This window comes from Myroides sp. A21, from assembly GCF_000807225.1.
GTDB classification, from domain to species: domain Bacteria; phylum Bacteroidota; class Bacteroidia; order Flavobacteriales; family Flavobacteriaceae; genus Flavobacterium; species Flavobacterium odoratimimum.
The window spans coordinates 609,228-626,259 of the sequence record NZ_CP010327.1 but is presented as its reverse complement, the minus strand read 5'-3'; the positions used below and the strand labels follow the sequence as shown (position 1 = coordinate 626,259).

The 17,032-nt window shown below is 36.4% G+C and carries 23 protein-coding genes; 19 read left to right on the top strand and 4 right to left on the bottom strand.

The window, feature by feature from the left end; all coding sequences use genetic code 11:
* Positions 1 to 30 precede the first annotated feature (30 nt).
* A complete protein-coding gene (locus MYRA21_RS19250; protein ID WP_073145607.1) occupies positions 31 to 330 on the bottom strand; it encodes a hypothetical protein in 300 nt (99 codons plus the stop codon).
* A gap of 106 nt (positions 331 to 436) precedes the next feature.
* Here MYRA21_RS19250 and murC point away from each other — a divergent pair, with 106 nt between their 5' ends.
* The 3 genes from murC (at position 437) to MYRA21_RS02970 (ending at position 3,410) form a co-directional block, all read left to right on the top strand.
* Positions 437 to 1,798 (top strand): UDP-N-acetylmuramate--L-alanine ligase, encoded by a 1,362-nt coding sequence (gene murC, locus MYRA21_RS02980; RefSeq protein ID WP_006259507.1) that lies wholly within the window; start codon positions 437 to 439, stop codon positions 1,796 to 1,798.
* A gap of 165 nt (positions 1,799 to 1,963) precedes the next feature.
* Positions 1,964 to 2,656 (top strand): DNA repair protein RadC, encoded by a 693-nt coding sequence (radC, locus tag MYRA21_RS02975; protein ID WP_006259506.1) that lies wholly within the window; start codon positions 1,964 to 1,966, stop codon positions 2,654 to 2,656.
* 55 nt (positions 2,657 to 2,711) lie between these two features.
* A complete protein-coding gene (locus MYRA21_RS02970) occupies positions 2,712 to 3,410 on the top strand; it encodes a YjjG family noncanonical pyrimidine nucleotidase (protein WP_006259505.1) in 699 nt (232 codons plus the stop codon).
* Between the two features lie 14 nt (positions 3,411 to 3,424).
* Here the strand turns inward: MYRA21_RS02970 and MYRA21_RS02965 are convergent, their stop codons facing one another.
* Positions 3,425 to 4,702 (bottom strand): replication-associated recombination protein A, encoded by a 1,278-nt coding sequence (locus MYRA21_RS02965; protein ID WP_006262072.1) that lies wholly within the window; start codon positions 4,700 to 4,702, stop codon positions 3,425 to 3,427.
* A gap of 737 nt (positions 4,703 to 5,439) precedes the next feature.
* On the opposite strand from MYRA21_RS02965, the gene MYRA21_RS02960 reads away from it, so the two are divergent.
* Positions 5,440 to 6,183, top strand: coding sequence for a rhomboid family intramembrane serine protease (locus MYRA21_RS02960; RefSeq protein ID WP_006259502.1), 744 nt, complete (start codon positions 5,440 to 5,442; stop codon positions 6,181 to 6,183).
* Between the two features lie 22 nt (positions 6,184 to 6,205).
* Here the strand turns inward: MYRA21_RS02960 and MYRA21_RS02955 are convergent, their stop codons facing one another.
* Together MYRA21_RS02955 and rlmB are read right to left on the bottom strand one after the other, a co-directional pair.
* Positions 6,206 to 7,252, bottom strand: a complete 1,047-nt coding sequence (locus MYRA21_RS02955; RefSeq protein WP_006264736.1) for a hypothetical protein — start codon at positions 7,250 to 7,252, stop codon at positions 6,206 to 6,208.
* 3 nt (positions 7,253 to 7,255) lie between these two features.
* Positions 7,256 to 7,990, bottom strand: a complete 735-nt coding sequence (gene rlmB / locus MYRA21_RS02950; RefSeq protein WP_006259500.1) for a 23S rRNA (guanosine(2251)-2'-O)-methyltransferase RlmB — start codon at positions 7,988 to 7,990, stop codon at positions 7,256 to 7,258.
* Positions 7,991 to 8,451: 461 nt separating this feature from the next.
* On the opposite strand from rlmB, the gene rpsL reads away from it, so the two are divergent.
* The 15 genes from rpsL to rplN all read left to right on the top strand — a co-directional run bounded on the left by rpsL (position 8,452) and on the right by rplN (position 17,024).
* Positions 8,452 to 8,832 (top strand): 30S ribosomal protein S12, encoded by a 381-nt coding sequence (rpsL, locus tag MYRA21_RS02945; protein ID WP_002987523.1) that lies wholly within the window; start codon positions 8,452 to 8,454, stop codon positions 8,830 to 8,832.
* 25 nt (positions 8,833 to 8,857) lie between these two features.
* Entirely contained in the window at positions 8,858 to 9,334 is a 477-nt protein-coding gene (rpsG, locus tag MYRA21_RS02940; RefSeq protein ID WP_006259499.1) for a 30S ribosomal protein S7, read from the top strand.
* A gap of 21 nt (positions 9,335 to 9,355) precedes the next feature.
* On the top strand, positions 9,356 to 11,491 hold the full coding sequence (fusA, locus tag MYRA21_RS02935; RefSeq protein ID WP_006259498.1) for an elongation factor G: 2,136 nt from the start codon (positions 9,356 to 9,358) through the stop codon (positions 11,489 to 11,491).
* Positions 11,492 to 11,503: 12 nt separating this feature from the next.
* Positions 11,504 to 11,809, top strand: coding sequence for a 30S ribosomal protein S10 (rpsJ, locus tag MYRA21_RS02930; protein ID WP_006259497.1), 306 nt, complete (start codon positions 11,504 to 11,506; stop codon positions 11,807 to 11,809).
* 112 nt (positions 11,810 to 11,921) lie between these two features.
* The gene (gene rplC / locus MYRA21_RS02925; RefSeq protein ID WP_006259496.1) at positions 11,922 to 12,539 is read left to right on the top strand and encodes a 50S ribosomal protein L3; all 618 of its coding nucleotides are present in this window, start codon (positions 11,922 to 11,924) and stop codon (positions 12,537 to 12,539) included.
* Positions 12,539 to 13,168: a 50S ribosomal protein L4 gene (gene rplD, locus MYRA21_RS02920; RefSeq protein ID WP_006259495.1), complete on the top strand. Its 630-nt coding sequence runs from the start codon at positions 12,539 to 12,541 to the stop codon at positions 13,166 to 13,168. The genes rplC and rplD overlap by 1 nt, the downstream gene beginning before the upstream one ends.
* A 7-nt stretch (positions 13,169 to 13,175) precedes the next feature.
* Entirely contained in the window at positions 13,176 to 13,466 is a 291-nt protein-coding gene (gene rplW, locus MYRA21_RS02915) for a 50S ribosomal protein L23 (RefSeq protein WP_006259494.1), read from the top strand.
* 6 nt (positions 13,467 to 13,472) lie between these two features.
* On the top strand, positions 13,473 to 14,297 hold the full coding sequence (gene rplB, locus MYRA21_RS02910; RefSeq protein WP_006259493.1) for a 50S ribosomal protein L2: 825 nt from the start codon (positions 13,473 to 13,475) through the stop codon (positions 14,295 to 14,297).
* An 11-nt stretch (positions 14,298 to 14,308) separates the two neighbouring features.
* On the top strand, positions 14,309 to 14,587 hold the full coding sequence (gene rpsS, locus MYRA21_RS02905; protein ID WP_006259492.1) for a 30S ribosomal protein S19: 279 nt from the start codon (positions 14,309 to 14,311) through the stop codon (positions 14,585 to 14,587).
* A gap of 9 nt (positions 14,588 to 14,596) precedes the next feature.
* Positions 14,597 to 15,007 carry a 50S ribosomal protein L22 gene (rplV, locus tag MYRA21_RS02900; protein ID WP_006259491.1) on the top strand — a complete coding sequence of 137 codons (411 nt, stop codon included), beginning with the start codon at positions 14,597 to 14,599 and terminating at the stop codon, positions 15,005 to 15,007.
* A gap of 8 nt (positions 15,008 to 15,015) precedes the next feature.
* Positions 15,016 to 15,735, top strand: coding sequence for a 30S ribosomal protein S3 (rpsC, locus tag MYRA21_RS02895; RefSeq protein WP_006259490.1), 720 nt, complete (start codon positions 15,016 to 15,018; stop codon positions 15,733 to 15,735).
* Positions 15,736 to 15,753: 18 nt separating this feature from the next.
* Positions 15,754 to 16,173 carry a 50S ribosomal protein L16 gene (gene rplP, locus MYRA21_RS02890; RefSeq protein WP_006259489.1) on the top strand — a complete coding sequence of 140 codons (420 nt, stop codon included), beginning with the start codon at positions 15,754 to 15,756 and terminating at the stop codon, positions 16,171 to 16,173.
* Positions 16,174 to 16,186: 13 nt separating this feature from the next.
* Complete coding sequence (rpmC, locus tag MYRA21_RS02885; protein WP_006259488.1) at positions 16,187 to 16,378, top strand: 50S ribosomal protein L29; 192 nt, start codon at positions 16,187 to 16,189, stop codon at positions 16,376 to 16,378.
* A gap of 17 nt (positions 16,379 to 16,395) precedes the next feature.
* Positions 16,396 to 16,653 carry a 30S ribosomal protein S17 gene (rpsQ, locus tag MYRA21_RS02880; RefSeq protein WP_006259487.1) on the top strand — a complete coding sequence of 86 codons (258 nt, stop codon included), beginning with the start codon at positions 16,396 to 16,398 and terminating at the stop codon, positions 16,651 to 16,653.
* Positions 16,654 to 16,655: 2 nt separating this feature from the next.
* Complete coding sequence (gene rplN, locus MYRA21_RS02875) at positions 16,656 to 17,024, top strand: 50S ribosomal protein L14 (protein ID WP_006259486.1); 369 nt, start codon at positions 16,656 to 16,658, stop codon at positions 17,022 to 17,024.
* The last annotated feature ends 8 nt before the right edge of the window (positions 17,025 to 17,032 follow it).

Below are 17,032 nucleotides of genomic sequence, written 5' to 3'. Positions count from 1 at the left end.
TCACTTGAGCTTTTTATATTTATAAAGTATCTATTTATTGATATAGATGAGTAGTACCGATGTAGTGCCTATAGAGATTACTAGTGGAAACAGTGAAATAATAATAGCAACTAAGGGCATAGTAGTACTGACAAGAGCTTTTTTAGCTCTTCGATAGGCTGCGATGCCGAAGGCAAGACCTATAAGGCTAAAAAATATAGAGATAAAATTGACAAAAGGAATCCAACAGATAAAGAATGCAATAACCGAACATACAAAGGAGATAATGTAGTAAACAAGACTCGTATCTCTGTTGTTGTTTATTTCGTAATAGGATTTATCATGTTGCATGGTATATTAGCTAAAAATTGAATGTAATATAAAGAAAAAGAATTTCATATTGTTATTTAAATTGTAATTTTACAACTAGTAGAATTGACAGTAAAAAACTTATATAATGCGTATACATTTTATCGCAATCGGAGGAAGTGCAATGCACAATTTGGCATTAGCCTTACATGCAAAAGGAGATATTGTAACAGGTAGTGATGACACTATATTTGAACCTTCTAAGTCTAGATTAGAGGCTAAGGGATTATTACCAAAAGAAGAAGGGTGGTTCCCAGAGAAGATAACAGAAGAGATAGACGTTATTATTCTAGGGATGCATGCTAAGGGGGATAACCCAGAATTGCTAAAAGCAAAAGAATTAGGACTGACTATTTATTCTTACCCTGAGTTTATCTACGAACATTCTAAAAATAAAACACGTGTAGTGATAGGTGGGTCTCATGGTAAGACTACCATTACTTCTATGATATTACATGTGATGCATTATCATAATGTAGAAGTAGATTATCTAGTAGGGGCACAGTTAGAAGGCTTCGATAGAATGGTAAACCTTACTTCAGATAATGAATTTATGTTGATAGAAGGTGATGAATACCTATCATCAGCATTAGATCTTCGTCCTAAGTTTCATATCTACCAGCCGAATATCGCCTTGTTAAGTGGTATCGCATGGGATCATATCAATGTATTCCCAACTTTTGAAAACTATGTAGAGCAGTTTAAGATTTTTATTGGAAAGTTAGTGAATGGTGGAATCTTAGTCTATAACGAAGAAGACGCTGTGGTAAACCAACTGGTAGAAGAAGCTACTAATCCGATTAGAAAGATACCTTATACTACACCTTCTTATACTATCGAGAATGAGCAGACTTACTTAGATACGAATGACGGGCCTATGCCGTTAGAGGTTTTTGGTAAGCACAACCTTAGTAATATAAGTGGAGCGAAGTGGATCTGTCAGAATATGGGGATAGATGAAGAAGATTTCTACGAAGCTATCGCATCGTTTAAAGGGGCATCTAAGAGACTAGAGAAGTTAGTAGAGACAGACCAAACAGTGATCTATAAAGACTTTGCACATTCACCGAGTAAAGTGATCGCTACAACAGAAGCTGTGAAAGCACAGTACCCTAATAAGAAAGTAATCGCATGTCTAGAACTACATACATACAGTAGTCTTAACTCGGCCTTCTTATCACAGTACGAAGGTGCGTTAGCTAAGGCAGACGAAGCAGTGGTATTCTATTCTTTAGATGCGCTTAAGATTAAGAATATGCCAGAGATCTCTCAAGAGCAGATGCAGACGGCATTTAATAGACCAGGGTTAGCTACGTATACTAACGCTGCTGATTTCAAACAATATTTAGAGCAATTAGACTTAAACAATGCTGTATTGTTATTCATGAGTTCAGGTAACTATGGTGGATTAGATATGCAAGCTTTTAGTGAGAAAGTAAAGAATAAATAGACGGCATACGTCATTATTATAATACTATTAAAGAGGTTATCAAGTACAGCTGTATTTGATAACCTTTTTTTGTTTGAATACTGACTGCTTTTTAATAGAAGCTTTATATAGAATAGCTTCATTAGGTTTAGTTTTTGTACGATAGAATAGTATAAAACAATGACTATGGAACACCAAAAGATTACGATCAAACAATGGGCAGAAGATGATAGACCTAGAGAAAAGCTAATGCTGAAGGGAAAGACTTCCTTAAGTGACGCCGAACTATTAGCGATACTCATAGGATCAGGGCATAGAGAGGAGTCTGCTGTAGAGCTGTGTAAGCGTATATTAGCGATGTATAATAATAATCTAAGTGTATTAGCGAAACAGAGTATCTCGAAGCTCACTGCGTTTAAAGGAATAGGAGAAGCGAAGGCTATTGCGATTATTGCGGCTTTAGAGATAGGGCAGAGAAGGAGATTAAGTGAGCGTATAGAAGAACCTATCATCACTACTAGCAGTGATGTGTTTGAACTGATTAATCCTATCATAGGGGATTTAGAACATGAGGAGTTTTGGGTGTTATATCTGAATAACTCTAATAAGGTGAAGTATAAAGCTCCATTGAGTAAGGGAGGAATCACCGGTACTGTAGTAGACATAAGACTGTTATTTCAGACAGCATTAGAGCAGAAGGCTGTCGGGATAATCTTAACGCATAATCACCCTAGTGGTAAGGTCAAGCCTAGTGATGCAGATATACAGATCACTAAGAAGATTAAAGAAGCAGGGCGTATTATGGACATACAGTTACTAGATCATTTGATTATTACGGAATACAGTTATTATAGCTTTGCAGATGAGAGTATTTTATAAGTAGATTTAGTTCTAAAATACCTACTTTTGTAATTCAAACAAAAGATTATAAAAAATGGGAGTAAAAAGCTTAACGAGTAAGACAGATATCTTTTTTGATTTAGACCATACCTTATGGGATTTTGAGAAGAACTCTGCTTTAGCTTTTAATGATGTTATTGAAGAATTAAAATTACCTTTTAGCACAGAGGCTTTTCTAAGCCACTATGTTGCAATCAACAATGAGTATTGGGACAAGTATAGTCTAAATCAGGTAAGTAAAGAAGAGCTTAGAATCGGGAGAATCAGAGATACCTTTGCTAAGTTAGGGTATCAGTCTACTACAGAAGAGATGTTGCTACTAGGGGATAATTATCTAAAGGCTATGCCTAATCATAATTATTTATTTGATGGTGCGATAGAAGTATTAGACTACTTACAAGACAAATATAAACTTCATATTATTACCAACGGTTTTAATGAAGTGCAAGGCAAAAAGTTAGATCGATCAGGGATATCAGGTTATTTTCAGACAGTGACTAATTCTGAAATGGCTGGAGTGAGTAAGCCAAATCCTGAGATATTTAACTATGCTTTAGATAAAGCAAAGGCAGGAGTGAAAGACTCCGTGATGATAGGTGATAACTTCTTAGCGGATATAGAAGGAGCGCTAGGCGTAGGAATGGATGCAATCTACTACAGTCAATCTAAAGAAAAAGTAACCCCTCAGATCTATCACGTACAGAAATTAATAGAACTAAAAGACCTGCTATAAGCAGGTCTTTCTATTTAATAGTTGTATTTAAATTGCCATCTGTTGCGCAAGAACTCTCGAGTGCTGTTCTCTCTATTGTTCACACCTGGTTCATAGAGTACAGTGCCTTCTAGCTCATCTGGTAGAAACTCTTGTTCTACGAAGTTATTTGTATAGTCATGTGAGTATAAGTACTCTTTGCCATACCCTAGTTCTTTCATTAGTTTAGTAGGTGCATTCCTTAAGTGTATAGGTACAGATAAGTCACCTGTTTGTTTGACGAGTTGCTGTGCTTTGCCTATCGCTAGATAGGTAGAGTTACTCTTAGGGGATGTAGCTAGATAGATAGCACATTGGCTTAATAATATTCTACTCTCAGGGTATCCTATGACAGATACGGCCTGGAAGGTATTATTTGCCATAATGAGTGCAGTCGGATTAGCATTACCGATATCTTCTGATGCAGCTATAAGTAATCTTCGTGCGATGAACTTCACATCTTCACCACCCTCTATCATTCTTGCCAGCCAATATACAGCTCCATTAGGATCACTACCTCTGATAGATTTGATAAAAGCAGATACGATATCATAGTGCTGCTCACCAGTCTTATCATATAGTACAGTATTCTTTTGTACTACTTGCATTACGCGTTCATTGGTGATTTCTATCTCGTCATCATGAGTAGCATTGATGATAAGCTCGAAGGTGTTTAGTAGCTTACGACCATCTCCACCTGATATTCTAAATAGAGCTTCTGTCTCTGTCAGGGTTATCTTTTTCTTTTTTAAGAATAGATCTTTATTCATAGCGCGCTCTAGGAGGTGCTGTAGGTCTTCTTTTGTAAACGCATTAAGTGTGTAGACCTGACATCTAGAGAGAAGAGCAGGGATAACTTCGAAGCTCGGATTCTCTGTTGTAGCACCGATTAGCGTGACCCAGCCACGCTCTACTGCAGCTAGTAGAGAGTCTTGTTGAGATTTACTAAAGCGGTGTATCTCATCGATGAATAGGATAGGGTTCCTAGCAGTGAATAGACCACTGTTAGACTTTGCCTTCTCGATTACTTCTCTGATATCTTTAACCCCTGAGTTAATTGCGCTCAATACATAGAAGGGTCTCTCGCTTTCTTTTGCGATAATCTCTGCCAGAGTAGTCTTACCTGTACCTGGAGGTCCCCAAAAGATTAAGGATGGGATAAACCCAACTTTTAACTGATTCGTTAAGATACCATTCTCTCCCACGAGGTGTTCTTGACTGACATAGTCACTCAGTGTATGTGGGCGTACTCGTTCTGCTAAAGGTGCTTCCATTATCGTAATTAAATCTCTTCTCACAAAAATACAATCTCTTTTTTAGATAACGATGTTTTTCAGTAATGGAATGTTTAAGGCGCAGTAGTTATTGATTAGAGCATGAATATCTGTGCATAAGCTAATGTTGATGTTTATTCTTACTTGAAGGAGAATGCGGGGAGTATAGAAGAAGTATTCTTGGACAAAGGGCTTCTCTAGTCCAGTATTCATTGCTTATTGTCCTATTATTGTCCAAGGAATTCAAATTAAGAACCTATTTTACTAGGCTGGCGGTATGTTTTCAATATTTTGTTTTTTAAGGGGTGTTGTGTAATTGGTTGATATTTAGTCTTTTGTTTGTTTTGTTGAATAAAAAAAATGATTTGTTTTTTTACTGATTTAGGGATTATGGACTTGTTTTAGACCCTTTTTCAAAAAAAAAGAGGTAATGATATTGTTTATTATCCTTTTTTAGACCTGAATATGTGATTATAAATAAAAAAGTGAATTGCTTTTTTTAGAGGTTAGTTACTGTATAGAGTTGTTTGTAAGGAGGGTGATATTCTTTTCAATGCTAAAATGGTGTGAATGAAAAAACAATTCGTTATAAAATGAGTTATATTTAACCTATATAAAATTTGAGTACTATGTATAATAGCCTTTCATTACAAGGGGTGTTTATGGATAGGTTTGGTATAGGGAGTAAATATGCACCTTATATAGTAAGATGTACTTAAGGAGAAAGGAATGAATATATGAGTAAAGAGAAATTACCTCCATTATCTATTAATCTAATTTTACTACCCTTATTCGTCGTTGTACTGATATGGGGAGTGTATTGGATGGATTGGAATAATTTTTATGAGTTACACGAGTATGGCGTATTGCCGAGAACGGTAGTGGGGTTAAGGGGAATTGTGTTTAGTCCTTTTATACATGGTGGGATAAAGCATTTGTATAATAACTCTATAGCCCTCTTTGCACTGCTATTAATGTTGCAGTATTTTTATAAGAAACAAGCGTTGGTGGTACTGATCTTAGGGATTCTGCTATCAGGTTTCGGTACATGGTTGATGGGTAGAGATAGTTATCATATCGGTGCTAGTGGATTAGTCTATGTGCTAGTGAGCTTTATGTTCTTTAAGGGAGTACAGACGCGATATTATAGACTGATGGCATTATCGCTGGTTATCGTAGTGCTATATGGGGGTACGGTGTGGTATATGTTTCCCCATGTAGAGAGCGGTATTTCGTGGGAAGGACATTTGAGTGGTTTTTTGACAGGATTGATTCTTAGTTTTGTAGTTTCATCTCCTGAGCATATAGAGCAGGGGTATAAGTATGAGTGGCAAGACCCTAACTTTGATCCTCAGTCAGACCCCTTTATGAGGTGCTTCGATGAGCATGGCAACTTTATTATCATACCGAAACAAAAGAAGAGTAAAGATCCTTATAGAAAGACATTACCAGTACTGATCTCTCAGTATCAAATTAGATAACGATATAAACTATAAAAGCACCTTAGAAGGTGCTTTTATAGTTTTTGACTACGAAGTCTATTGCTGTTTCGAGTATCTCTCCCATATTTTTACAATATTTGAAAGACTTCTCGTGAGTTAATTTGTGTAAGGACATTTTTAACTCTTCTACATGTTCTGGAGTAGAGACTGTATCCTGTATCATCACGTGGATTAGTTCGTCTAGTCTCTCTTTATTACTCAGTACTCTTCTTACGATCACAGATCTCACTTCTCGTCGATACTGTTCTATCGAAGTATGTTTTAGTTTCTCTAATACCATCTTCACGATAGTATAGTTCTCTTTAAAGAACTGAGGAAGGTAGAACTTGAGGTTGCCTTCATAGTTCTGCTGATCGAAGTCGATAGCTCTGATTCTATAGACTACCTGATCGAAGTCATGAGTAGGTATAATGACGAAATTATAAGATCTCATATCACCCAGTAGACCGATCATACAGCGTTCATTAAACTTGACAAACTCTTTAGCGATCTGTGATTTTTCACTTTCAGTACATTTAGGTAGGTGATTTGTGATAAATACATCAGCAGGTATACCTAATATGTGTTCTTCTATTAAGGTGTCATTGTGTACGAGATAATTCATCGTATTCGGAGACAGCATCTCTTCTAGTTCTAATCCGTATATGCGTGAGGCATCGGCTCTCTTTACATAGAAGTTGGTGATATTGTCATTGAGTATATTTCGAACTTTCACTCGGAATGGTTTAGAATTACCAAACGAACAAAAGTCAATATGATCAATAGTTAGATACTGTAGTGTCTCGATGTCACCATCAGAGTGAAGTAAGGTATATATCTTAGTAAGGCTAGCTTCTATCTCTTTATACTCGAACTCTGGATAATATACACGTAACCACAGTGTATCATTACCGTTGCTGTCCTCGATATTGATATAACCACTGAATCGCAATAAGTCATCATAGATCACACTAGTTTTAGTAGTGCGCTTATACTTGGTTAAGTATGCCATGAACTCATCGCTAACAGGGTAGTTAGGCTTCTTTAATAATACCTTTACGTCTTTCAAATCTTATCTTCTTTGTCTGATTGTTTCGTATAAAAATGCTCCACACGCTACAGATACGTTTAGTGAATCTATTGTGCTAAACATCGGTAACTTTGCTTTCTCGTCTATGATTTTAAGTACAGATGGGTTGATACCTTTATCTTCACTTCCCATAATGATGGCTACAGGCACATTTAGGTCTACATCATAGATTTCTTTTTCTGCTTTCTCTGTTGCACCTAGTGTTATTACACCAGACCCTTGTAGATAGAATACAGCGTCCTTAATATGGTCTACTTTACAGATAGGAATATTAAATACAGCACCCGCAGATGTTTTTACTGTATCTCCGTTTACCGGAGCAGCTCCATTCTTAGATATAATGATACCATCTGCACCACAGCATACAGCTGTACGTATAATAGCACCGAAGTTACGAGCATCTGATATCTGGTCAAGGATGACGAAAAGAGGTTTCTCTTTTTTCTCTAATACACCTTCTACTAGTACTTCTAATGAAGTAAAAGAGATAGGGGAGATATTCGCTACAGCTCCTTGATGGTTTTTATTAGTTAGTTTATTTAGTTTCTCGATTGGTACATAAGAGAAGTTTACGTTGTTCTTCTTTAGTGTCTTAAGAAGAGAACTCATTAACTCTCCAGAAGCTTCTTTCTGTATGAATACCTTATCTATATCTTTTCCTGCTTCTATGGCTTCGATGATTGCACGAATACCAAATATCTGATTGTCCTGTTCCATGGGGCAAAGTTACTTAATAATATAATTTAAAAAACGTGCAAAGATAGATTTTAAGTATTTGGATTTAATGGTATTTATAAAAATATTAGATAGTATATACTATAATGTATAATAAGAGGTGTGCTGTTGTGTTATAAAGCTGTAAAGAGGAATGTTTTTTGTGGTGATGTATAAAAGGGAGAAGAGTGCTAAGGTTTATTTTTTTTGGTGTTATTGAATAGTGAAAGAGAAGATTTAGAACAAATGCTGGATTACTAAAAAGGGAGAGAAATAATGTTGATAACTTTTGAATAACTATCGTATAAAGAGAAAAAAAGAGGTAAAAGGAGAATTGTTGATAAAAAAAATTAATTATGTTGAAAATTAATGCTTTGAGGTTTGAATAAATAAAAAATAGTTATACATTTGCAACCCCGTATATAGTGCGGAATAATATATTGTAGAAATTATTAATAAACATTATGCCAACAATTCAACAATTAGTAAGAACAGGGAGAACCCAATTGACTAAGAAGAGTAAATCGGTTGCTTTGGATTCTTGTCCTCAAAGAAGAGGAGTTTGTACGCGTGTTTATACTACTACACCTAAAAAACCAAACTCTGCAATGCGTAAAGTTGCAAGGGTACGTTTAACAAATGGTAATGAAGTAAACGCATACATCCCAGGAGAAGGACACAATTTACAAGAGCACTCGATAGTATTAGTTAGAGGTGGAAGGGTAAAAGATTTGCCAGGTGTTAGATACCACATCGTACGTGGAGCTTTGGATACTGCTGGAGTAAACGGTAGAACACAAAGAAGATCTAAATACGGAGCAAAACGTCCTAAAGACAAAAAATAATCGTTTAAACGTTTAAGAAGAAGACATGAGAAAAAGACAGGCGAAAAAGAGACCTCTTTTACCAGATCCAAAATTTAATGATCAATTAGTTACGCGTTTTGTAAACAACTTAATGTGGGACGGTAAGAAATCAACAGCTTTTAAAGTATTCTATGATGCTTTAGAGATCGTTGAGGAGAAAAAACAAGATGAAGAAAAATCTTCATTAGAAATTTGGAAAGATGCATTAACTAATGTTATGCCACACGTAGAAGTTCGTTCTCGTCGTGTAGGTGGAGCTACATTCCAAATTCCAATGCAAATTCGTCCAGATAGAAAAATTTCTATGGCGATGAAATGGATGATTTTGTATGCGAGAAAAAGAAATGAGAAATCTATGGCTGGAAAATTAGCGTCTGAAATCTTAGCTGCTGCTAAAGAAGAAGGAGCTGCTGTTAAAAAGAGAATGGATACTCATAAAATGGCTGAAGCTAATAAAGCATTCTCTCACTTTAGATTTTAATCCATACAGAAACTATATACAATGGCAAGAGATTTAAAATATACAAGAAACATTGGTATCGCTGCACACATCGATGCTGGTAAGACAACAACTACAGAGCGTATTTTGTTCTATACAGGTAAAAACCACAAAATGGGAGAGACTCACGAAGGATCTTCTACAATGGACTGGATGGAGCAAGAGGCTGAAAGAGGTATTACTATTACATCAGCAGCTACTACATGTACTTGGAATTTCCCAACAGTTCAAGGTGCTAAAATACCTGAATCTATGGAGTACCACTTCAATATTATTGATACTCCTGGACACGTTGACTTTACTGTAGAGGTAAACCGTTCTTTACGTGTATTAGATGGATTAGTATTCTTGTTTAGTGCAGTTGATGGTGTTGAGCCTCAGTCTGAAACTAACTGGAGATTAGCTGATAATTATAAAGTTCCACGTATGGGGTTCGTTAATAAAATGGACCGTCAAGGAGCTAACTTCTTAGCAGTATGTCAACAAGTTAAAGATATGTTGAAATCTAACGCTGTGCCAATCGTTTTACCTATTGGTGATGAGGCTGATTTCAAAGGTATCGTTGACTTAGTGAAAAACCGTGCAATCGTATGGCATGATGAGAATCATGGTTCTACTTTTGACGTTGTTGAGATCCCTGCAGAGATGGTTGACGATGTAAAACAATACAGAGGTCAATTAATCGAAGAGATTGCTGCTTATGATGAAAATCTTCTTGAGAAATTTATGGAAGATGAGGACTCAATCACAGAGGACGAAATCCACGTAGCTTTACGTGCTGCTACTCTTGATATGAGCATCATCCCTATGACTTGTGGATCTTCATTCAAAAATAAAGGTGTTCAGTTCATGTTAGACGCTGTATGTCGTTACTTACCTTCTCCAATGGATAAGGAAGCTATCGAAGGTACAGATCCTGATACTGAAGAGCCAATCGTACGTAAGCCATCGGTTACTGAGCCGTTCGCTGCATTAGCATTTAAAATTGCTACTGACCCATTCGTAGGTCGTTTAGCATTCTTTAGAGCTTATTCAGGACACTTAGACGCTGGATCTTATGTATTGAATACTCGTTCTGGAAACAAAGAGCGTATTTCTCGTATCTACCAAATGCACGCTAACAAACAAAACCCGGTTGAATATATTGAGGCTGGAGATATTGGAGCTGCAGTAGGATTTAAAGATATTAAAACTGGAGATACTTTATGTGATGAGAAAAAACCTATCGTATTAGAAAGTATGATATTCCCAGACCCAGTAATCGGTATCGCTATTGAGCCAAAAACAAAAGCGGATATGGATAAAATGGGTACTGCTTTAGCTAAATTAGCTGAGGAAGATCCAACTTTTACAGTTAAAACTGACCAAGCGTCTGGACAAACTGTAATCTCTGGTATGGGTGAGTTACACTTAGACGTATTGATCGACCGTATGAAACGTGAGTTCAAAGTTGAAGTTAATCAAGGAGAGCCACAAGTTGAGTATAAGGAAGCTCTTACACGTGAAGCACAACATAGAGAAGCTTATAAAAAGCAATCTGGTGGACGTGGTAAGTTTGCTGATATCGTATTCAAAATGGGACCTGCTGATGACGTTGATGGAAAACCATTCGTTGGATTACAGTTCGTGAATGAAGTTAAAGGTGGTAACGTTCCTAAAGAATATATCCCTTCTGTAGAGAAAGGATTTAGAGAGGCGATGAAACAAGGACCTTTAGCTGGATTCGAAATGGATTCTATGAAAGTAACTTTAACTGACGGTTCTTACCACGCGGTTGACTCGGATGCATTATCGTTCGAATTAGCTGCTAAAATGGGATACAAAGCTGCTGCTAAAGCTGCAGGTGCGATCATCTTAGAGCCTATCATGAAGTTAGAAGTATTGACTCCTGAAGAAAACATGGGTGATATCGTTGGAGATTTGAACCGTCGTCGTGGACAAATCAACAGCATGGATGATAGAGCTGGATCAAAAGTTGTTAAAGCTTCTGTTCCATTATCAGAAATGTTCGGATATGTAACTACATTAAGAACATTATCATCTGGTAGAGCAACTTCTACAATGGAGTTCTCTCACTACTCTGAAACACCATCAAACATTTCAGAGGCAGTAATCACTAAAGCAAAAGGTAACGCTTAATTTTAGAGTAAAATGAGTCAAAAAATCAGAATAAAATTAAAATCTTACGATCATATGTTGGTTGATAAATCAGCAGAGAAAATCGTAAAAACTGTAAAAAGTACAGGAGCAGTAGTAACTGGACCTATTCCATTACCTACTCATAAAAAAATCTTTACTGTTCTTCGTTCTCCTCACGTGAACAAAAAAGCAAGAGAGCAGTTTGAGTTAAGTTCATACAAAAGATTGTTAGATATCTATTCTTCATCTTCTAAAACTATTGATGCTTTAATGAAATTAGAGTTACCAAGTGGAGTTGAAGTTGAAATCAAAGTGTGATAAATAACAAGATTCAATAAGAATATCAAAGGCTAAGTATTGGTGTTATAGTCACCAATACTTAGTTCTTTTAGAAAATAAAATAAAATTTTATAATTAATAATTAATATTTATGTCTGGGTTAATTGGTAAAAAAATCGGCATGACTAGTATTTTCGATGAGAATGGAAAAAACATTCCATGTACAGTAATCGAAATGGGTCCTAATGTCGTTACCCAAGTCAGAACCATTGAGGTTGACGGGTATGAAGCGTTACAACTTGGTTTCGATGACAAGACAGATAAACATGCTACTAAAGCTGAGTTAGGTCACTTTAAAAAAGCTGGAACATCTGCTAAGAGAAAAGTTGTTGAAATCAAAGATTTTGCTGGAGAGTATAAATTAGGTGATGTGATCACTGCAGATTTATTCATAGAAGGTGAATATGTAGATGTACAAGGTGTATCTAAAGGAAAAGGATTCCAAGGGGTTGTAAAACGTCATGGTTTTGGTGGAGTTGGTCAGGTAACTCACGGTCAAAAGAACCGTTTAAGAGCGCCAGGATCTATTGGAGCTTCTTCTTACCCATCAAGAGTATTCAAAGGAATGCGCATGGCAGGAAGAACTGGAGGAGTAAATGTAACAGTACAAAACCTTAGAGTTTTAAAAGTAGTAGCTGATAAAAATCTACTTGTGGTTAAGGGAGCAATTCCAGGACACAAAAACTCTTATGTAATCGTTCAGAAGTAATGGAAGTAAAAGTTTTAGATATCACAGGAAAAGATACTGGTAGAAAAGTTGAGCTTTTAGATTCAGTATTCGGTATAGAACCAAATAATCACGCAGTATATCTTGATGTTAAACAATATTTAGCAAATCAAAGACAAGGAACTCACAAAGCTAAAGAAAGAGCTGAGATCTCTGGAAGTACGCGTAAGATTAAAAAACAAAAAGGAACTGGTACTGCAAGAGCAGGAAGTATTAAATCGCCAGTTTTCCGTGGAGGAGGAAGAATCTTCGGGCCAAGACCAAGAAGCTACTCTTTCAAATTAAACAAAAGTTTAAAACGTTTAGCGAGAAAATCTGCTTTCTCTATCAAAGTGAAAGAATCAAATTTAATCGTAGTTGAGAACTTTAATTTCGAGGCTCCAAGCACTAAGAATTTCATCAACGTATTGAAAGGTTTAGGATTGGAAAATAAAAAATCTCTATTTGTGTTTGGTGAATCAAATAAAAATGTATATTTGTCATCACGCAATTTAGGGAAGGCTGCTGTTGTAACTAACTCTGAATTAAGCACTTACAGTATTTTGAATGCTGGAAGTTTAGTGTTAACTGAGGGTTCTGTAGCAGGAATTGTAGAAAATTTAAGTAAATAATAGGAACATGAGTGTTTTAATTAAGCCTATAATTACAGAAAAAATAACTAAAGACGGCGAAACTTTTGGCCGTTTTGGGTTTGTTGTTGATAGAAAAGCGAACAAAATTGAAATTAAAAAAGCAGTTGAGGCTGCTTATGGAGTTTCTGTTGTTAACGTGAATACTATGAACTATGCTGCAAAGCGTTCTGTTAAGTACACGAAAAGTGGAATGATCAACGCTAAAACTAATGCTTACAAGAAAGCAATAGTTGAATTGAAAGAAGGAGATAGTATAGACTTTTATTCAAATATCTAATAAATAATGTCAGTTAGAAAATTAAAACCTATTACCCCAGGTCAGCGTTTTAGAGTTGTGAATAGTTTTGACGCTATAACAACTGATAAGCCGGAGCGTAGTTTACTAGCACCGAAAAAAAAATCTGGAGGTAGAAATAGTCAAGGAAAAATGACCATGCGCTACATGGGTGGTGGTCATAAACAAAGATACCGTATAGTTGATTTTAAAAGAACTAAAGTTGGTATCCCAGCTACTGTTAAGTCAATTGAGTATGATCCAAACCGTACAGCATTCATCGCTTTGATTGCTTATGTAGATGGAGCTAAATCATACGTTATTGCACAAAGCGGTATGAAAGTTGGACAAACTGTAGTTTCAGGAGTAGATGCGTCACCAGAAGTTGGTAATGCAATGCCTTTAAGCAAAATTCCTTTAGGAACTGTTATATCTTGTATCGAATTACGTCCTGGACAAGGAGCAGTTATCGCTCGTTCAGCAGGTACTTTCGCTCAGTTAGTTGCTAGAGATGGTAAATATGCTACTATTAAAATGCCTTCTGGAGAGATCCGTTTGATTTTATTAGAATGTATGGCTACTATCGGAGCAGTGTCTAACCACGATCACCAATTAATCGTTTCTGGTAAAGCAGGTAGATCAAGATGGTTAGGTAGAAGACCTAGAACTAGACCAGTAGCAATGAACCCAGTAGATCACCCAATGGGAGGTGGAGAAGGTCGTTCGTCAGGAGGACACCCACGTTCTAGAAACGGGATGCCTGCTAAAGGGTACAGAACTCGTTCTAAAGTTAAGTCGAGTAATAAGTATATCGTTGAACGTAGAAAGAAATAAAAGATTAAGACATGGCACGTTCGTTAAAAAAAGGACCTTATGTTCACTATAAATTAGAGAAGAAAGTTCAAGTAAACGTAGAAAGTGGAAAAAATGGAGTTATCAAGACTTGGTCAAGAGCTTCAATGATTACACCTGATTTCGTTGGACAAACTATCGCAGTACATAATGGTCGTCAGTTTGTTCCTGTTTATGTAACAGAGAACATGGTAGGACATAAATTAGGGGAATTTTCACCAACAAGATCGTTCAGAGGTCACGCTGGTGCAAAGAATAAAGGTAAAAAATAATAAGAAGCTATGGGAGTTCGTAAAAGAGAAAGAGCTGAGCAAATTAAAGAAGCTAACAAGCAAGTTGCTTTTGCAAAGCTAAACAATTGCCCTACTTCTCCTAGAAAAATGCGTTTAGTAGCGGATTTAGTAAGAGGACAGAAAGTAGAAAAAGCTCTAAATATATTAAAATTCAGTTCAAAAGATGCTTCTCGTAATTTAGAGAAATTACTTTTGTCTGCAATTGCTAACTGGCAAGCGAAAAACAGCGACGCTAACATTGAAGAAGCTGGATTGATCGTTAAAGAAATCAGAGTAGATGGAGGAATGATGTTAAAAAGACTTCGTCCTGCACCTCAAGGTAGAGCACACAGAATCAGAAAACGTTCTAATCACGTAACAATCGTATTAGGATCTAATAATAACACACAAAGCAATTAATAAGCAGTATGGGACAAAAGACTAATCCAATCGGGAATCGCCTTGGTATTATCAGAGGATGGGACTCAAACTGGTATGGTGGAAATGACTACGGTGACAAAATCGCTGAAGATCACAAGATCAGAAAGTATATCCATGCTCGTTTATCAAAAGCTAGTGTATCTAAAGTAATCATCGAGAGAACTTTAAAACTTGTAACCGTTACTATCACTACTGCTAGACCTGGTATCATTATCGGAAAAGGTGGACAAGAGGTAGACAAGTTAAAAGAGGAATTGAAAAAGATTACTGATAAGGAAGTTCAAATCAATATCTTTGAAATCAAACGTCCTGAATTAGACGGATACTTAGTGGCTGCTAGTATCGCTCGTCAAATCGAAAGCAGAATTTCTTACCGTAGAGCTATCCGTATGGCAATGGCTGCAGCGATGAGAATGAACGCTGAAGGAATCAAAGTTATGATTTCTGGTCGTTTAAACGGTGCTGAAATGGCTCGTTCTGAGACTTTCAAAGAAGGAAGAATTCCGTTGTCAACTTTCAGAGCAGACATCGATTATGCACTTGCTGAAGCTCACACTACTTATGGTAGAATGGGAATTAAAGTGTGGATCATGAAAGGTGAGGTTTACGGTAAGAGAGATCTTTCTCCGTTAGCTGGAATGGATAAAAAACAATCTAAATCAGCAGGATCTCCAAAAGGTAAATCTAACCCACGCAAAAGAAAGTAATTTTTAAACTGAAGAAAAATGTTACAGCCTAAAAGAACAAAATACCGTAAGGTACAGAAAGGTAAAATGAAAGGGATTTCTCAAAGAGGGCATGAACTTTCAAATGGTATGTTTGGAATCAAATCTATGGACTCTGCATTTATCACTTCACGTCAAATCGAGGCAGCGCGTATCGCTGCTACTCGTTTCATGAAACGTGAAGGGCAGTTATGGATTAAAATTTTCCCAGACAAACCTATTACTAAAAAGCCTCTAGAGGTACGTATGGGTAAAGGAAAAGGTGCAGTAGAATACTGGGTTGCTGTGGTAAAACCAGGAAAAATTATGTTCGAAGTTGGTGGAGTGCCAATTTCAGTAGCAAAAGAAGCGTTACGCTTAGCTGCTCAAAAACTTCCTGTAAAAACTAAATTTGTAATTGCTAGAGATTTCGAAGCATAATAAAATTTTTATCATGAAACAATCAGAAATAGTAAATCTATCTGTAGCTGAATTACAAGAGCAACTGGTACAGTTGACTAGCACATATAATAACTTAAGATCTGCTCACGCAATCTCTCCAATCGAGAATCCATTACAGTTGAGAAACGTAAGAAGAAGTATTGCAAGAGTGAATACAGAGTTAAGTAAAAGAGAGTTACAATAATTGTATTCTGCCGAAAGATGGAAAATAGAAAATTAAGAAAAGAGAGAATAGGTGTTGTTACTAGCAATAAAATGGAGAAATCTATTGTTGTGTCTGAAGTAAAGAGAGTAAAACACCCATTATATGGTAAGTTCGTGTTGAAAACGAAAAAATACGTTGCACACGACGAAACAAATGATTGCAACATTGGTGATACAGTAAAGATCATGGAGACACGTCCATTATCTAAATCAAAATGTTGGAGATTAGTTGAAATCATTGAAAGAGCGAAATAATTATGGTACAACAAGAATCTAGACTTAAAGTAGCAGATAATACGGGTGCAAAAGAAGTTTTGACTATCCGTGTTTTAGGAGGAACGAAACGTCGTTATGCCTCTGTAGGTGATAAAATTGTAGTTTCAATTAAAGAAGCAACTCCAAACGGAAGCGTGAAAAAAGGTAGCGTTTCAACTGCAGTTGTAGTTCGTACTAAAAAAGAAGTGAGAAGAGCTGACGGATCTTACATCAGATTTGACGATAACGCATGTGTATTGTTAAATGCTGCTGGGGAGATGAAAGGAACTCGTGTTTTTGGTCCGGTTGCGAGAGAACTTCGTGAAAAACAATTCATGAAAATTGTATCATTAGCACCAGAGGTGTTATAATTCGTTCT

Bases quoted from the DNA above. Each gene is read 5' to 3' on its own strand.
- MYRA21_RS02960 (WP_006259502.1), top strand. From the start codon at position 5,440: ATGAGTAAAGAGAAATTACCTCCATTATCTATTAATCTAATTTTACTA.
- rpsQ (WP_006259487.1), top strand. From the start codon at position 16,396: ATGGAAAATAGAAAATTAAGAAAAGAGAGAATAGGTGTTGTTACTAGC.
- rpsS (WP_006259492.1), top strand. From the start codon at position 14,309: ATGGCACGTTCGTTAAAAAAAGGACCTTATGTTCACTATAAATTAGAG.
- MYRA21_RS02965 (WP_006262072.1), bottom strand. From the start codon at position 4,702: ATGGAAGCACCTTTAGCAGAACGAGTACGCCCACATACACTGAGTGAC.
- rpsL (WP_002987523.1), top strand. From the start codon at position 8,452: ATGCCAACAATTCAACAATTAGTAAGAACAGGGAGAACCCAATTGACT.
- rplD (WP_006259495.1), top strand. From the start codon at position 12,539: ATGGAAGTAAAAGTTTTAGATATCACAGGAAAAGATACTGGTAGAAAA.
- MYRA21_RS19250 (WP_073145607.1), bottom strand. From the start codon at position 330: ATGCAACATGATAAATCCTATTACGAAATAAACAACAACAGAGATACG.
- rpsC (WP_006259490.1), top strand. From the start codon at position 15,016: ATGGGACAAAAGACTAATCCAATCGGGAATCGCCTTGGTATTATCAGA.
- rplC (WP_006259496.1), top strand. From the start codon at position 11,922: ATGTCTGGGTTAATTGGTAAAAAAATCGGCATGACTAGTATTTTCGAT.
- rpsG (WP_006259499.1), top strand. From the start codon at position 8,858: ATGAGAAAAAGACAGGCGAAAAAGAGACCTCTTTTACCAGATCCAAAA.
- rplV (WP_006259491.1), top strand. From the start codon at position 14,597: ATGGGAGTTCGTAAAAGAGAAAGAGCTGAGCAAATTAAAGAAGCTAAC.
- rplW (WP_006259494.1), top strand. From the start codon at position 13,176: ATGAGTGTTTTAATTAAGCCTATAATTACAGAAAAAATAACTAAAGAC.
- fusA (WP_006259498.1), top strand. From the start codon at position 9,356: ATGGCAAGAGATTTAAAATATACAAGAAACATTGGTATCGCTGCACAC.
- rpsJ (WP_006259497.1), top strand. From the start codon at position 11,504: ATGAGTCAAAAAATCAGAATAAAATTAAAATCTTACGATCATATGTTG.
- rpmC (WP_006259488.1), top strand. From the start codon at position 16,187: ATGAAACAATCAGAAATAGTAAATCTATCTGTAGCTGAATTACAAGAG.
- rplP (WP_006259489.1), top strand. From the start codon at position 15,754: ATGTTACAGCCTAAAAGAACAAAATACCGTAAGGTACAGAAAGGTAAA.
- rlmB (WP_006259500.1), bottom strand. From the start codon at position 7,990: ATGGAACAGGACAATCAGATATTTGGTATTCGTGCAATCATCGAAGCC.
- rplB (WP_006259493.1), top strand. From the start codon at position 13,473: ATGTCAGTTAGAAAATTAAAACCTATTACCCCAGGTCAGCGTTTTAGA.
- rplN (WP_006259486.1), top strand. From the start codon at position 16,656: ATGGTACAACAAGAATCTAGACTTAAAGTAGCAGATAATACGGGTGCA.
- MYRA21_RS02970 (WP_006259505.1), top strand. From the start codon at position 2,712: ATGGGAGTAAAAAGCTTAACGAGTAAGACAGATATCTTTTTTGATTTA.
- murC (WP_006259507.1), top strand. From the start codon at position 437: ATGCGTATACATTTTATCGCAATCGGAGGAAGTGCAATGCACAATTTG.
- radC (WP_006259506.1), top strand. From the start codon at position 1,964: ATGGAACACCAAAAGATTACGATCAAACAATGGGCAGAAGATGATAGA.